The sequence below is a fragment of the Paenibacillus konkukensis genome (assembly GCF_023523925.1).
GTDB lineage: Bacteria > Bacillota > Bacilli > Paenibacillales > NBRC-103111 > Paenibacillus_S > Paenibacillus_S doosanensis.
The window spans coordinates 4,466,513-4,481,530 of sequence record NZ_CP027059.1 but is presented as its reverse complement, the minus strand read 5'-3'; the positions used below and the strand labels follow the sequence as shown (position 1 = coordinate 4,481,530).

The 15,018-nt window shown below is 46.4% G+C and carries 16 protein-coding genes; 4 read left to right on the top strand and 12 right to left on the bottom strand.

Annotation, left to right across the window (positions count from 1 at the left end):
- Positions 1-3 precede the first annotated feature (3 nt).
- Entirely contained in the window at positions 4-531 is a 528-nt protein-coding gene (locus SK3146_RS19405) for an ABC transporter substrate-binding protein (protein WP_249860370.1), read from the top strand.
- Positions 532-684: 153 nt separating this feature from the next.
- Here SK3146_RS19405 and SK3146_RS19400 read toward each other — a convergent pair whose 3' ends face one another.
- From SK3146_RS19400 to SK3146_RS19375, 6 genes are all read right to left on the bottom strand, one after another.
- The gene (locus SK3146_RS19400) at positions 685-1,398 is read right to left on the bottom strand and encodes a Cof-type HAD-IIB family hydrolase (protein WP_249860369.1); all 714 of its coding nucleotides are present in this window, start codon (positions 1,396-1,398) and stop codon (positions 685-687) included.
- Positions 1,399-1,440: 42 nt separating this feature from the next.
- Complete coding sequence (locus tag SK3146_RS19395) at positions 1,441-2,241, bottom strand: carbohydrate ABC transporter permease (RefSeq protein WP_375295558.1); 801 nt, start codon at positions 2,239-2,241, stop codon at positions 1,441-1,443.
- A 10-nt stretch (positions 2,242-2,251) separates the two neighbouring features.
- The gene (locus SK3146_RS19390; RefSeq protein WP_249860367.1) at positions 2,252-3,145 is read right to left on the bottom strand and encodes a carbohydrate ABC transporter permease; all 894 of its coding nucleotides are present in this window, start codon (positions 3,143-3,145) and stop codon (positions 2,252-2,254) included.
- 31 nt (positions 3,146-3,176) lie between these two features.
- Complete coding sequence (locus SK3146_RS19385) at positions 3,177-4,490, bottom strand: ABC transporter substrate-binding protein (RefSeq protein WP_249866367.1); 1,314 nt, start codon at positions 4,488-4,490, stop codon at positions 3,177-3,179.
- Between the two features lie 330 nt (positions 4,491-4,820).
- Complete coding sequence (locus SK3146_RS19380; RefSeq protein WP_249860366.1) at positions 4,821-5,285, bottom strand: phage tail protein; 465 nt, start codon at positions 5,283-5,285, stop codon at positions 4,821-4,823.
- Positions 5,286-5,403: 118 nt separating this feature from the next.
- Positions 5,404-6,012: a DUF4304 domain-containing protein gene (locus tag SK3146_RS19375; protein WP_249860365.1), complete on the bottom strand. Its 609-nt coding sequence runs from the start codon at positions 6,010-6,012 to the stop codon at positions 5,404-5,406.
- Positions 6,013-6,364: 352 nt separating this feature from the next.
- Here SK3146_RS19375 and SK3146_RS19370 point away from each other — a divergent pair, with 352 nt between their 5' ends.
- Entirely contained in the window at positions 6,365-7,351 is a 987-nt protein-coding gene (locus SK3146_RS19370; RefSeq protein ID WP_249860364.1) for an S-layer homology domain-containing protein, read from the top strand.
- An 80-nt stretch (positions 7,352-7,431) separates the two neighbouring features.
- A complete protein-coding gene (locus SK3146_RS19365) occupies positions 7,432-8,733 on the top strand; it encodes an IS1380 family transposase (RefSeq protein WP_249860363.1) in 1,302 nt (433 codons plus the stop codon).
- 179 nt (positions 8,734-8,912) lie between these two features.
- Here the strand turns inward: SK3146_RS19365 and SK3146_RS19360 are convergent, their stop codons facing one another.
- The 3 genes from SK3146_RS19360 to SK3146_RS19350 all read right to left on the bottom strand — a co-directional run bounded on the left by SK3146_RS19360 (position 8,913) and on the right by SK3146_RS19350 (position 10,845).
- Complete coding sequence (locus tag SK3146_RS19360) at positions 8,913-9,125, bottom strand: hypothetical protein (protein WP_249860362.1); 213 nt, start codon at positions 9,123-9,125, stop codon at positions 8,913-8,915.
- A gap of 221 nt (positions 9,126-9,346) precedes the next feature.
- Positions 9,347-10,453 (bottom strand): hypothetical protein, encoded by a 1,107-nt coding sequence (locus SK3146_RS19355; RefSeq protein WP_249860361.1) that lies wholly within the window; start codon positions 10,451-10,453, stop codon positions 9,347-9,349.
- Positions 10,454-10,584: 131 nt separating this feature from the next.
- Positions 10,585-10,845, bottom strand: coding sequence for a hypothetical protein (locus SK3146_RS19350; RefSeq protein ID WP_249860360.1), 261 nt, complete (start codon positions 10,843-10,845; stop codon positions 10,585-10,587).
- Positions 10,846-11,035: 190 nt separating this feature from the next.
- Between SK3146_RS19350 and SK3146_RS19345 the strand changes: the two genes are divergently transcribed.
- Positions 11,036-11,209: an Arc family DNA-binding protein gene (locus tag SK3146_RS19345; protein WP_249860359.1), complete on the top strand. Its 174-nt coding sequence runs from the start codon at positions 11,036-11,038 to the stop codon at positions 11,207-11,209.
- A 287-nt stretch (positions 11,210-11,496) separates the two neighbouring features.
- Here the strand turns inward: SK3146_RS19345 and SK3146_RS19340 are convergent, their stop codons facing one another.
- The 3 genes from SK3146_RS19340 to SK3146_RS19330 form a co-directional block, all read right to left on the bottom strand.
- On the bottom strand, positions 11,497-11,931 hold the full coding sequence (locus SK3146_RS19340) for a hypothetical protein (protein WP_249860358.1): 435 nt from the start codon (positions 11,929-11,931) through the stop codon (positions 11,497-11,499).
- A gap of 410 nt (positions 11,932-12,341) precedes the next feature.
- Positions 12,342-13,040 (bottom strand): YczE/YyaS/YitT family protein, encoded by a 699-nt coding sequence (locus SK3146_RS19335; protein ID WP_249860357.1) that lies wholly within the window; start codon positions 13,038-13,040, stop codon positions 12,342-12,344.
- A gap of 187 nt (positions 13,041-13,227) precedes the next feature.
- Positions 13,228-14,955 carry an amidohydrolase family protein gene (locus SK3146_RS19330; protein ID WP_249860356.1) on the bottom strand — a complete coding sequence of 576 codons (1,728 nt, stop codon included), beginning with the start codon at positions 14,953-14,955 and terminating at the stop codon, positions 13,228-13,230.
- Positions 14,956-15,018 lie beyond the last annotated feature (63 nt).

The window sequence follows — 15,018 nt, the reverse complement described above, 5'->3', positions numbered from 1 at the left end:
GATATGCTTGCCAAAACCGTTACCGTCAATGCCACTCTGAATTGGCAGGAAACGATCCGCGGCGTCGCGGCGGCCATCGGCGAAGAAGCCAAAGCCGAGGAATATATTCAGCAGTTCCAAAAGAAACAATCCGAGGTCGCGGCAACGATGGAGAAATCCGGCGCCAAAGGAAAAACGGCGCTGTTCATCATGCCATGGAAAAAGTCGTTCACCTACTGGAGCGGCTCGCGGATGGCGCTTTACTACGAAAAGCTCGGATTCAAGCCGTTCGAGGGAATGTCCAATGTAGGAGAGATTACGCTGGAAGGCATCGGCAAGCTCGATCCGGAATACATCTTCGTCGGTAAAGACTATACGAACTCCAGTGAAATTACGCTCCAAGATCTGGAGACGAATCCGGTATGGAATTCGCTAGCCGCCGTGAAGAACAAGAAGATGTTCGTTGTGGACACGGAAATACTGGGCCCGCTGGCTATGGGGCAATTCAAAGGCTTAACCTACATGCAGCAATTGTTTGCAGGCAGCCGGTAATCTGCTTTTGGGTTGATTAAAATGAAAGCATCGGGATCGTATTTTCCCGATGCTTTTTTAAGATCCTAACCAAAAGTCGCCATAGCGCTCCGTGAGTAGCGCCCCGGCATCCAGGTATAAGCGCCAATTGCCGTTCCTTGTGATACGGTTTATTTATATTCGCAAAATATACCGTTGAATCACTTTCGCAACGCCGTCTTCTTCGTTGGAATCCGTGACCACATCGGCTCGGAGCTTCACCTCTTCCTGCGCATTCCCCATCGCAACGCCCAGTCCCGCTTCTACGATCATGGCCAGATCGTTGGCGCTATCCCCGACCGCCACAACCTCCTGCATCCTGACGTCCAGCAATTTGCATACCTCGCGCAGCCCGCTAGCCTTCGTAATCCCCGCGGGGTTAATTTCAATATTGGTAGGATGTGAATTCGTGAGCTCAAAGTCGCCAATCTGCGGGATTCTCTCATGAAGGGCGGCCATTGCAGCAGAATCCTCCGTACGGAAGCCGAATTTGATCCACTCCATTTGGCCGGCGGCGAGCTCATCCCATGTATTCCGGTTCACCTTACCTTCCGTATGGTACGCCCAGTACCACACATCCAGATCGAGAGCAAGCCGGCGCAGCCGGTCGATCTGCTCAAATGGCATCGCATGGCGCACATATTGCTGGTCAAGCCCTTTCCATACCTCTCCGCCGTTGACGGCGACGATAGGCGAGTCCAGCTGCAGCTGCTCGTAATAAGGACGGATGAGCTGAATGCCTCGTCCCGTCGATAATACAACGATGATTCCTTGTTCGCGGCATGTCGCAATCCACTTCGCATTTTGCCGCGATATTTCCTTCCGGTCATTGAGCAAAGTACCATCCATATCCAGTGCAAGTAGTTTGAATGTCGTCATGCGTCTCCTTGTTTACTTCACACCTGAATGCATGAAGCTGTTGATAAACTTTTTTTGGAATATAAAAAATGCTAGCAGCAGCGGCAATGCGATGATTAACGTCGCTGCCGTCACCTCCGCAAATTGAGCCCCGGTCTCCGACGCATGGGCGAATATGGCTAGCCCCACCGTTAAGGGCCGATTCTCCGGCGAGTTCGTGACGATCAGCGGCCAAAGGAACGCGTTCCAGTGATGGCTGATCGAGACAATGCCGAACGAGACGATGGAAGGCGTAGCCAGCGGCACATACACCCTCATAATAATTTGCAGCAAATTGCAGCCGTCGAGCCTTGCCGCTTCCTCAAGCTCGTAGGGTACGGACTTGAACGTCTGTCTTAGTAAAAAAGTTCCGAATGCCGAAGCAAAATAAGGAATCATGATGCCGAGCTTCGTGTCCAGCAGATGCAAGCTCTTCAGCACCTGATAATTTTGAACGATCAATATATCCGGGGGAACCATGATCTGCACCATCACAAGCATGAGAATCACATCTTTTCCCCAGAAGTTCATCCTGGCAAACGCATAAGCCGCGAAAGTGACGGTAACCAGTTGAACGGCCAGAATACCGATGACCATCTCAATCGTGTTCAGATAATACAATCCGAACGGAGCCGCGCTCCATGCATGCTTATAGTTATCTACCGTAAACTGCAGCGACCAGCCTGCGGAGACGATAAGATCGCGGGGCCGAAACGATGTCCATACTGTCCAAATTAACGGGATGATCCAAACGGCAGCCAGCACGTACATCACGCCATATTTTAAGTAGCGCATTTCGATCATCCTAACTATAATGAATTTTCTTGTCTAAACCGAAAAATTGAATGCACGAAACAATTAAGAGCAGAACAATTAAGACCACGGTTAATGTTGCTGCCATTCCCTCATCCCAGAACTTGAATGCCGTCTCATAAATCAGATACAGCAGCAGGTTGCTCGCATTGTCGGGTCCCCCGCCGGTCATGACCGGCAAGTGGTCCACCAGCTTAAACGTACCGGTCGTTGCGATGATGAAAATAAACAAGGTGCTGGGCATCAGCAGCGGGAACGTAACTTTGCGAAAAATGTACCACGGTCTCCCTCCGTCGATATCCGCCGCTTCATAAAGATCCTTCGGAATATTTTGCAACCCGGACAAGTAAAACACCATCAAAAAACCGGCTTCCTTCCAAATCGCCATGGCAATGGTCGATCCTAGAACCGTGCCGACATCGCCCAGCCAATTGACCGAAGGGATATGGAACCAGCCGAGGATGCTGTTCAAGATGCCGTATCTCGGCGTGTAAATAAACAGCCAAATGTTGGCGATGGCGACTGCCGGAATAACCGTCGGGTAAAAATAAAACGTTCTCATAAATCCGCTGCCTCTGACCGCCCGATTCACAAATAAAGCCATTGCAAGCGCAATTGCCATAGCAATCGGCGCCGTTCCCAGCACGAATACGATCGTATTGCCAAGCACCTTCCAAAACTTCGCATCTTCCCATAAATTCCTGTAGTTTTCCCCTCCGATAAATTGCGGTACGCGAATCGCCAATTTCTTCAAATAAAAACTGGTAGCTACCGTTTTATATAAAGGGTAAAACGTAAACATGGCGAGAAACACGAAAGTAGGAAGGAGAAGCAGCCACGCATGCATGTTTTCACGCAATCTTCTGGCCATTAACCGCTTCTCCATGGATCATTCCTCCCCTCTTGATGCTAATCGGTTACTTATTAAACGGAGCGAGAAGCTTATCGGCCTCTTCCTGCGCATTCTTGAGCGCCTCCGCAGGCGGCACGGAGCCTACGATGGCAGACTGCAGCTTATCATTGAAAACTTTACCGACTTCCCCGGAATTATGGGTAGAGAACGATGCCGAGGCGTATTTCAGCTGGTCGCGGGCTGTAACCGCCTGAGGGAACGACTCGATATACTTCTTCATAGTTTCGGTTTCATTGGAGCTTCTCGTCGGCGCGACGTAACCCGTATCGATACTGAATTGCGCGAGACGTTCCGGCTGCGTCAGCCAGCGGATATATTTCCACGCCGCCTCTTGCCTTTCTTTCGCAATGCCTTTAAAGATATACAGGTTCGCGCCGCCTACAGGAGTGCCGAAGTTTTTGCCGGCCGGGAGGAACGCCGTTCCGAAATCAAATTTGGCTCCGCTTTTGACCGCTCCCAGATTGCCTGTCGTATGGTACATCATAGCGGTCTTCCCGCTGATGAAATCGGACGGAATCGTCGCCCAGTTGGTCGTGCCCTCGGGCATAACCTTTTCCTTCTTGATCAGATCGATCCAATATTGCAGCGCTTCGACATTTTCCGGAGTATTAATAAATACCTTCTTGCCGTCCTGGTCCATCAGATTTTTGCCGTTTTGCAGAGCGAGCGCCTGGAACATCCAGCCGATGTAATCGGTCGAAGAGATTTCGATTCCCCAACGGCCGGGCTTAGTCAGCTTTTTGGCGTACTCCGACAATTCCTTGTAATTTTGCGGAGGCTTGTTCGGATCGAGGCCCGCCTCTTTAAACGCTTCCTTGTTGTAGTAAAGAATGATCGTGCTGCGCTGGAACGGAATGCTGTACGTCTTTCCTCCGGTTTGCGCATTGGCCATAAATCCTTCGTAGAAATCCTTCAGATAGGCATCCCCGCCGTCTTTGGCCGCCAAATCGTCGAGCGGAATAATCGCATCCATATCGAGCAGCGTGAACAAATCTGTGGAGGACGACAGCATCAGATCGGGCGGAGTGCCCCCCATCACTGCGGTTTGCGCTTTCACTAACGTGTCCTGATTGCTGCCGGTATAGATCGGCTTCACGGTAATGCCGTCCTTGTTCTCGTTGTTGAACTGCTCCGCCAATTTGTCGAATATTTTGGTCAGAGGCCCTCCGACAGCTACCGGATAGTAGAAGGAAAGCTCGATCGGTTTGGTCCCTTTTTTCTCCGAATCGCTTGAATTCGCGCCGGCTTGGTCCGATGACGAGCCTCCTGTTGCAGCGGGGCTTCCTCCACCGCACGCCGTAAGCGCCAATGCACACATCGTGAGAACGGTTACAATTGAAATTTTGGCTCTGAGAAAAAACACTCGTTTCAACTCCCTTTGTCGAATTAGTTATTGCCATTCCTCCAGCCTTTGGTCCGGATTGTTCCGACGATCCCCCCTTTTCCGGCCAACAAAAAAAACCCAGTTGCAACCATTCCTTTCTCCGTAAGGAAAAAAGAAATAAGTAGCAATTGGGTTTCTCCAATACTCAGCCCACAGCCGGCAATTCAATTGTATGAATTTTTTGGATTCTCAGACAAATATACTCTATACCCTATGATACTGCAACATATTTTTTAGTGTGCCGCGGAAGACTTCGTCCTTATTTTAATATTGTCCCTTAATTACAAAAAACGAGCCCCGGATGGTCCCCGCTAGTTTAGATTTCTGCCGGGCGAACTTAAATTTCCCCTCCAGCTCCTGCGGTACCTCCATCCCCTCGGAAAGCTTGAAACCAACCGCCCGCTTCTTTGGATCATCCACCGTATACATGACATTAAGCCCGAGACCATCCTCATAGAAGACGTAGGTGAACTGAATATTTTCCACTTGAAACCGCGACGTTTCCAAAGGCTTGGCCGCAAATTCAATGCTGCGCTCTTCTTTTAAAATCCGGTTCACGTAATCCAGGCTCTCCTGACTTTCGCTGGCCGGCACCACTGTAAATTCATGCTTGTACTTATTCATAAAATAGCGTGCTTCATTGGCACGTAAACCAGCAAGCGCTTCGGCTACAGGCGAGGATTCCAAACCAACCGTGGACACGTTTTTAAAATCAACGACATACGACATTTCCATCCCTCATTTTCGATCAATAGTATTCACATTAACAGGTATTAACAAACGCTTCGTGAAACATACAATAAAACGATGCTGTTGCGTCAAAACACTTCAAGTTTTTTTGCCTGGCTTATACCGTACCCAATTCCACTCCGTATTGATCGAAGATGGCCTTGTATTTTCTTTCGAATATGATCCATCGGTTTTCCGTTCCGTACTTTTCCTGCAACGCTTTTAAATATTGTCGGGCAGCCGCAACATCCCGGGATTGCAGCAGCAAATGAAAGCTCTCTTCGCCCAGATGTAAGAATGGACCCGACGTGTAATAGTCAACGATGGATCGGGCATTGGTCATAGTATTATAGAATTGTATAACCTCTTCCAATCCGCCAAGCAGCGTTGTTCTCACATCATCCATATTCGTATCCGAAGTGATAGCAAATCGATCCGGGGCCAACTCGGCAATTTCCCTCATCCTTGCTCTGAAGTGACAATCCGCTTCATGAGGCGCTGTCATAATCTCTCTCGATTGTACCTGTGCCAGCTCTGCTGAATATATACCGCAGTTGACATAAAACATGACATTATCCGTTGAATTGCCGGAGGACTTCTGGAAATTGAACATGTAGATAAGACTTTCTGTTGGCTTATAAAAATTCAAACTTTTCTTTGCGAAACCTCGCTTGGAAAGGAACGGCTTCACATCCTGCTTTATCATTTCGTTAAAGAGCTGCTGCAACTTGGTCCCTCCTTGGAAGATGGCTGTGAGTCTGCGTGGTTGTCAAACATTAATTCATGGGTTTTATTCTTTTTCCTATACCTGAACTTCCGTTCATTGATTAACCTATTTTTTTAAAAAATAGGTTAAAAAGTGCAACTAATACCTTCGAAAAAGTGTCTACTAATGATATCGTAATCATGTTTGAAAAATAATTCAAATGGATTTATTCAACCCTACGGCATTTCAAAAGCCATAGCCCGTATGAAAAATAAACTTGGCCCAGCTAGAAAGCTTATATCCTCACGCCATCTTGGTGGGTTCCTTTACTCAAAGAACACTACCCTTAATACAACAATTGAGGAGTGACGAGATGAAAAAGTACAGAAAGCAGATGTTGGTTGTCCTATTGGGGGGAAGCTTGCTGAGCTCGTTAGGCACAACATATGCAAGCGGAGTCGTTTTTAATGATGTCCCTAATAATTTCTGGGGGTATAAAAACATTCAATGGGCCATTGACAATAAAGTGGTCGATGGGTACCCTGATGGTACGTTTAAACCAAATCAAGACGTACATCAAGATGAGTTTTTAGCCATGCTTATCCGCACCTTTCAACCGAGTGATTTTGTAAAAGCAGATGACGCGGCGAATTGGGCTGATTCTTATCTCAGCTACGCAAAAAAAATGGGATGGAGAATAGTTCCGTCCGATCAGGTTTTTTCTAGGGGGAACGTGGCACAATATCTGGCCAATGCCACTGGGAAAAATTATGGAATCGATGATTCAATTCAGTATCTGCTAGATCTTGGCATAGCAAATGGCAAAACAGAAAAAAGTATTGAGGGATTTCATAAAAATGATTCTTTAACCAGAGCTGAGTCTGTAACTTTTATTGAGCGTTTTAAAGCTAAGTATACTAAATTACAGAAAAGTCCTGTTACAGAGGAAAAATTTGATCGAAATGACACGCAACTGTTTTATCGAAACTCACAATATGACTTCTCTCTTAGACTGCCGAAAAGCTGGGAAAACAAGTATGAAGTGGTTGAGGAGAGCTACGATACAGGCCATAATATTAATTTCGTTAACAAGGCAACTAAATATGGAATTTTGTTCACAATTTCTGTGTGGTCTAAAGAATATTGGGATAAAAACGAGTCTGTTATTAGAGGGCAAATCCCTGTAATAAAACTGGGAGAGAATGGTGTCCATGTATACCTTTTTCATAAACCAACCGATGTCCAATATGATCCTAGCGATGAAGCAGCGAAACAAGATTATGAGTTTATGCTTGAAGACATAAAGGGAATAAGTACAACATTTGTAATTAACCTGAATTTCGAAAGTACGATCGTCTAAAAATATAAAAAGGGTTCCAAATCTTTGGTAGAATGGTGTTTGCGAAGACAACATCACCCAAAGAGAGGAGCACCCTTTAGATGAAGTCTACCACAGACGTTAGCAAAATCAAGAGTGAATTTTCGCTACAAAACGCCACGAGTTTCGGAGGCGTCAAAATCTTCCTGGCCTATCTTGAAAAAATCAAGCTCGCCGAGGCCATGCAGGACCTCTCCGGTGGTAAAGCGCACAACGCCATTTTCCCTGTTCATCGCATCCTGCTCTATCTCATCATTGGTTGGACGCTCGGTTGCGAGCGAATGTTTCATTTCCGCAAACTGCAGCACGATGCGCTGCTCCGTCGCTTTCTTGGCGGTCGCCTACCGCATCATAGCTTGCTGTATAAGGAGCTTGGGAGACTTGGCCGGTCGTGTCCGTCACTGCCGGATGAACTGCGGAAGCTGAATCAGGGGATCATCGCACCTTGCTTGCCCCATGGCCTTATTCTCGATCTGGATTCCACGGTGGAAACGGTCTATGGCGATCAAGCCGGCGCGGCCAAGGGCACGAATCCGCACAAGCCCGGACGAAAAAGTTACCATCCCCTGCTGGCCTTTGAAGGAAAATCCCGCTTGAATCTGAATGCCGTCCTGCGGCCAGGTAACACGCACTCTTCTACGAACGCCGCTGACTTTCTAAAACAAACTTTCGATCTACTCGGCGAACGCAAAGTGAAGTATGCCCGATTTGACAAGGGCTTCGGCGGCGAAGACTTCTACCGACTTTGGGAAAGCAACAACATTGGCTATGTCGGCAAACTCAAGTGGACAAAGCGTCTGGCTAAAGAAGTTCGGGCCTGCCGCTATTGGACTCGCTATGTCGACGAAGAGTGGATCATCGAAGGCATTACCCTAATCTACAAAGCGACATCTTGGACAAAGTCTCGGTGTATAGCGATTATTCGCAAAACCCAGGTGTTCGAACACGGCCAAGGGCGCATTGTGTTCGATGAGGACTGGCAGTATGAAGCCCTTGTAACTAATCTGGAATGGGCACCGATTGATTTGTGGCGCTTCTACAACCAGCGCTGCTGTATGGAAAACTACATTAAGGAAGCGAAGAACGGCTTTTCCATGGACCGCATCGCCACCAGCGAATTTGAAGCCAACACGCTCGACCTCCTGATTAAGCTGCTGTCCTACAACTTGTTCGAACGCTTCAAAAGCGATTGCTGCGAACCGGTACATCAGCGCTATACGATTGCCAGATTCCGCTTGGAGTTTTTTCATTGCGCAGCAACGCTCGTTCGGCACAGTCGATCAGTTGTGCTCAAGCTAATCAAGGATTTTGGCAACCAACACGCTTGGAAGCGTATCGAAGCTAAAGTGGTTCAATTGGAATGACACTTCCCAACATTTCACATGGAAAACGAAAGTGCCTCTTCACTGGGGAGGGGGCAGTTATCCTCATGTGGCTAAGTCGTTCAAATCCCGCTGGCACTATCTCCATTTTTTTACTTTCAGTGAACCGCTCATCGAAATTTTCCGCCGCATTCTTATGCGCTTTCGAAATTCAGGATTAATTAAAAGTTGCTGCGATATTGTTTGGAGATAAAACCATATAAAACGTATAAGAGGGGGGTGATTCCCCCCGTACTGAGGCCTGTAGCCCCTTTGCCTTCTATGGCCAATAACAATCGTTTCTCGCCCGCATTGACAAACAAGGGAATGTACTGATGACCGCCGCGACTTGACGTTTCATCAATGGTCACTCGCTTCACATGGGTTACGTCCATTTATACCGTAACGCGTTTACATAGCAGCGTAAAACTCCCCACAAACGTGTAACATGCTCGCCTGCTTGCCGAGCAACTACAGTGACAGGCTATCCTTCATGAAGTTCCATTACAAATGTTTTAAATAACCACGTGAGGGCTGGGAAGAACGATAGCTTACATGTATACCAAAGCGGAGTGGGTCATACTGCGGCAGAGACATCGACGAACTAGGTATGCGGCTACATCCGCGAAAGATGAGCCATACAATGAACGGCAGAGGCGATAAGTTCAGCCGCTAAAACGCCATCGAGAATGACAAGCGCAGGCGATGGATACAAACCCTCAGCTTCCGTATGAAGTATAAGCTCGATTTGATTCGGCGAGCTAACTTGAGCACGCGCAATATGAGGCCAAAGTACAGTAAAAGAATCGGTTTTATCCAAATTGACGGCTTCGATGCCTTGGAGCTTTATCGGCGATGTTCCATCGTAATATGCGATCTTGATTGCTGCCAGCGATGGAGCCGGTCTTTCTTTCTTGACAGAGTGCAGGATCTTCTTCTTCGGGCGAATCAATAACTCCCACAAAACGATACAAATAGAAGGGAGAAAGAAGGCTAGAACGGCCAGCCACTTGTTTGCGAACAGCAGTAAAGCCCCTAGAAAAAGCGCTCCCGACAAGATAGCAAGCAGCCAGACATATAACTTCTCCGACTGCTGCGAAGAACGCTTTTTTTCCTCAATCTCCGGCGTAACCGTTGTTTCTTCTTGCTTCCGTTCCTCACCATTCGCTACTCTCTTGGGTATATGCTCGCCTCCCAATAGATACGGGTTCATATCGTCGTTCCAGCGATCAAACCATAATGCGTCCGGACGCCGCCAAAGATGAAGGCAATGCTCAATCTGCTCCAAGTACTCAAGGGGGTCCGTATAAAAATGAAAATACTGGGCTAATTCCAAATGGACAACAGGAGACGGATGCGCACGCACATAGGTAAATAAAGTTTCCAGCCATTCTAACATATAGGGACCGAGCGCCGGAAACCGCGCCAATGTAACAGGCAAGCTCTGTCGCAATTGCATTACAGCCTCATCCCATGGAATAGGCCAATACAACGCCTCCGCAAATGCCTCCCATTCGGGCATATCCTCAAGATCCTCATTGTCCAAGTGCGGTTTAACTGCATTCCAAGCTGAGATCAGCCGCTCGCGAAAGCGTTGATATTGCTCTTCACTGGCAAGGCTAAACCAGAAGGGTGCGAGAAAATTATTCGTCTCAAAGGCGACATCTTCATACTCTCCATCCCCCGCCTCTGCAGTAACACTCAAAAACGTCCGGTTTCCCATAATTCCCGACACCGTCCCTTCGCTGACAACCTTCGGGTTTCCATATATTTGAATTGTATAGCAACTTAAGAGCCGCAACAATTCATTTTTCGGGTTATTTGTGGCAGGGTCCCGCTTACAGAGCTGTGTATTTAGGAGTCATCCTCACTTACGATGACTCCGGACAATCTTCGATTTAAGTAGACTCCATCAATTAGTCCCCGCTTGTACATCATTTCAATGACTAATGCCATCTGGGCCTGCTCTTTTTCTTCATAAGAAAATATGATTGGGTGCCGATCTACCGGGACATACTTAAAAATCTCTTTTAACAAAGATTGAAGTTCTTCGGATAATTCACGATATCCCGCATCTTGCTTCAGAACGCTACTCCCAATCTCCTCTGTCCTCATAGCAATAAAATCATGCAAGTACGCTCTAAGATTCTTTACCAAACTCTACACCCCCAATAAGTGAAATCAAAGTGAATGCTTAATAACAAATATTGTATAGTGACACCACCTTGGTGTCAATGTGGCCGTATATACGGCGCATTCATACTGGTATAATATTGACATCACTTTAAGGGGGGGATTCGTTTTTATGGCTACGAACAAACGGGTCTTTACCTTGCGGCTAGCAGAAGAGAATTTTGAGAAAATCAAAGTCATTGCGGATAAAAACAAACGCTCCATTGCCATGCAAATTGAATATCTCATCGAGCAACACATCGAAGAATTTGAGCGTAAGAATGGGATTATTCAAATCGAAAAATAATATCAATTCGTTAACTTGATAACCTGCTCCACATTGAGCAGATCTTCCGTTACCGTCTTTTTTGTTCGAAAAAATACAAAGACGCAGAATCCAAATTTTGTATTTGGTGTTCTATGATTTTCCTGCTTGCCTAATCTCACTTTATGCGCATCTCAGTGACAACATCGTAAATAAGCCGCATCCGGTCCGTTGCTTCGAAATATTCTTCCAAAGAATCGAGCCCATCGAAAGTGATCGTATTATCATCAACCTTGTTGCGCGGCCAGTCGGTCTGCTTCGGTTGCCTTTTATTTCTTTAACATAAGCTCAATAAGCTTTCTAGTACCCCCATCGTCAGGCTCTGCATCATCCCAACCATGTCCATACCAACGGTCAGTATTTCTAATTAAGAAATCAAATTCGATCCATCGTTCTTCTATTATCAGTTGAAAAATATAGGCCATCCTGTTAACCATAAATTTATTTAAGGTTTTCATGTCGTTTTCGGAAAGCTGGTTATTGGGATGGGCGTGCATATCCTCAACTGGACCATTCCTAAATGCAAATTGAGTAATCGCTTTCGCAATCATACCAAGATTATCTTTGATAAAGAGGTCCTTTTGGGTTTTGCTATTCATTGCTTTTGCTGCTTCCGATTGAACCAATAAATATTCATCTAAAATTGAATTTCTAATTGTAATTCCACTCTTCCTTCGTCTATATGTGATTTTTGATTCATTCACTCCGAATAATTGGGAAATCTCTTAATCTGATTTGTTTTCATCAATAAACATAAATTTTAGATCTTTCGATGTTAGCTCAGCAATATTCAGAACTTCACCATTTAACTTTCTTAACTTGTACTTCTTAAATACTCCCATGAAAGCACCACCCTCCAAAGGTTTATTTTCGTACTATCGTTTAAAACATCATATTTGCAAACTTACAAGACTCTACGTAACGCCTTCCACGCCACCTAATCATATCATAATAATGGAAATATTATTCTGTTGGTTCGCATAAAAATCCCCCTAAATTCCAACTTTAGGGGGCAATCCATAACTATCATCTTTTTTCCACCACTCCTACAGGCCTCCGCATCCATTCATATAGATAGCCCTAAAGTCGGCTCTGTTCCCGGAAAAGGCTTGACTTAAGCATCAATAAGATTATTGTTGTTGGCAGCGTCTTTTCTAGCCTTCACTCTCCTAAACAGATAGGAATAAAAGATTAAATATTGTCCGACAAATATAGCATTAAGCACTGTGCCTTCACGAATAAACATGATCTTATGCAAGAAAATCAAACCGATGGACGCCGAAATAATAAGCAGCGAGCAGTCAAAGATCGTTTTAATATTGCCCCATTTTCTCTGGGTTTTCATCACCAGCGTATGAACGAACAAATCGATCGGCATAAGGACAAGATCCGCGCGAATCATCAGAAATAAGCCGAAGGCTAGTGCCGCATCTCCAAGAATAAGCAGCAGCAGTTTCGAAAAATATAGATCAAGCTGAATGAACCCCGTCATTTTCAAATTGAAATCCAGACATACAGCCAGAACGAAGGATGGGATTAACGAGGTAAAGTTTTTCAATTTAAATCCTTTGGGCAGCACGACAAAAGTTAAAAACAGCATGATCATTTCCAAAATGAAGTTGTACGTTCCTTGCGATAGACCGGGATATACGACCGTCATCACCCGGGTAAGGCTGCTTTGGGGCGAAATTCCTATGCCTGCCTTAATAGCCAAACTAACGCCAATCGTCAAGATATAAATCCCAATGATATACATAATCCACCGCTTCGTTAAGCTGCCGTCGCTTTTCAAATCCTCTGCGTTTTTTTGCATAGTTACCATCCTTCTCTCTACATAAAATAAATGATTTGTATGAAGCGCTTACATTAAACGCAATTCCAGACTTCCTGTCATGAAAAATGATCGGGGTGAATGCTCGGCAGCGACGACCGCAGGGGGTTCGCCGCTGCCGCATTTCACGCGAAGGAGACGGCTTCCTTGTGGTTAAGACCGCTCAGCTTCATTCCATGAAACGGAAACGATGCAGCGAAATAAATAGACTTAACAGCTTATTAACGACGGGCTCACCCTCGTTGCGATTTCCTAACTCCTCTAAGGCGGCATCGATCGCCGCGGCGCTCGAAGTTAATTCATCCACGGTCATATCCGCCATCACACCGTAAATCTCAAGCGGCATGACGCTGTTTATCGTTTTATTTTCCGTTACAATGCAGGCTCCCGAATATTGATCAACTTGTTTCACGCAGAAGCACATTTCTTCGCTTTCCTGTCCGACTGCGACGAAGTAAGGCGTAGGGGCAGGCCAAAAGGTCGCTACAGCCCCGCGATCTACATATACGCCCTTGAATAGGCCGCTAATGATATGCCGCTTGTCATCCGCATAGCGTTGAATAACGGACAGCCGGCTTAATTTCTCGCCTTCATATTCCGGAACAATCTTGCCCTCTCGCATCGGCACCCAAACTTCCTGATAAAACTTGGCATGCCCGCGGCCGTACACATCAAACAAGTAGACTTTGGCCTGTGTGCCGTCTTCGGAAACTTCCAAGGGGACAATGTCCAGCTGCTCCGGCGTCAAGTCATCCAGACCTGCTACCCCTTTAGTCTTCATATTGGAGTAGTCGATATCGGCGTTTTTCAATAATTTCTTGTCTTTAGCGATTAATTCGCCGTCTTTAAACACATACAGCGGATTGATGCGGGATAAGCTATCCGTCAGCACGATATCTGCAAACCGCCCCGGTGTCAAAGAGCCGATCTGATCTTCCATATGGAAGGATCTGGCGGTATTGTAGGAGGCCATTTTTATCGCCTTGATCGGGTTGATGCCCATCTCCGTGCATAGCGAGATAATCCAATCCATATGTCCCATCTTGAGCAGCCGCTCGATCGAGATGTTATCCGTACAAAGCATAAAGTTATCGGTCGGGAACTTGCGATCCACAATGGCGCGAAGCAATATTTTGATCACTTCGCTGCTGCCGACGCCAAACTTGATCTGCGTCGCGAACCCATAGCGAATGCTTTTCTCGATATCGTTCACATTCCATACATCGTGATTGTTCGATACGCCGATCGCCGGCAAATAGTTCAGAATCATGTCGGACAGCGCCGTCACGCCCCAATGACCGTTCATAAATCCGCCCTTGGTTCTTACCCAGGAGGCCTTGCGGAAGTCATCTTCATTGCCCGAGCTGTAAGTAAAATGCTCAAATTCCCCAAGCCCGATGACAGGCTCCATATCCAAAACAGCCCTTGTTACCGCTGCGTCCGTTTTTTTGCCCGGTGCAAACGCATACAATCGATAAGGCAGTTTATCATAGTCTTTAAATAAATCTTGAGCCGCTTGTATGCCATTCTCTCCCGCCGCGCTGAGAAGGTCAAGGCACTCGGCGAAAATTGTCGTTGTTCCGCATGGAACCATCGCCTCAGCCAGCGCCGTCGGATGAGCTAATTGCGACTCGAAGTGCAAGTGAGCGTCGATCAAGCCGGGAATGGCATAAAGTCCTTGCCCGTCAAAGACATCTTTCACTTTAATTATAGATTCATCCGGATTAATGGCTACAATACGTTTGTCGTAGACCAGCAGCGATCCTTGATAGACCGTCTCCCCGTGCACGTCCAAAATGTTCAGGTTTTTCAGAAGAAGATCGGCCTCTTTGTTGCCATTTAGAATATCAAAAATAGCGTGGACTTTTTCCAGGTGATTCGCCTCTGTTAGTTTCATTGTTCTGCTCTCCTTTAATGGTTAGAATGGATCGATTTGGTTAATCGATTAACCAAATCAGGC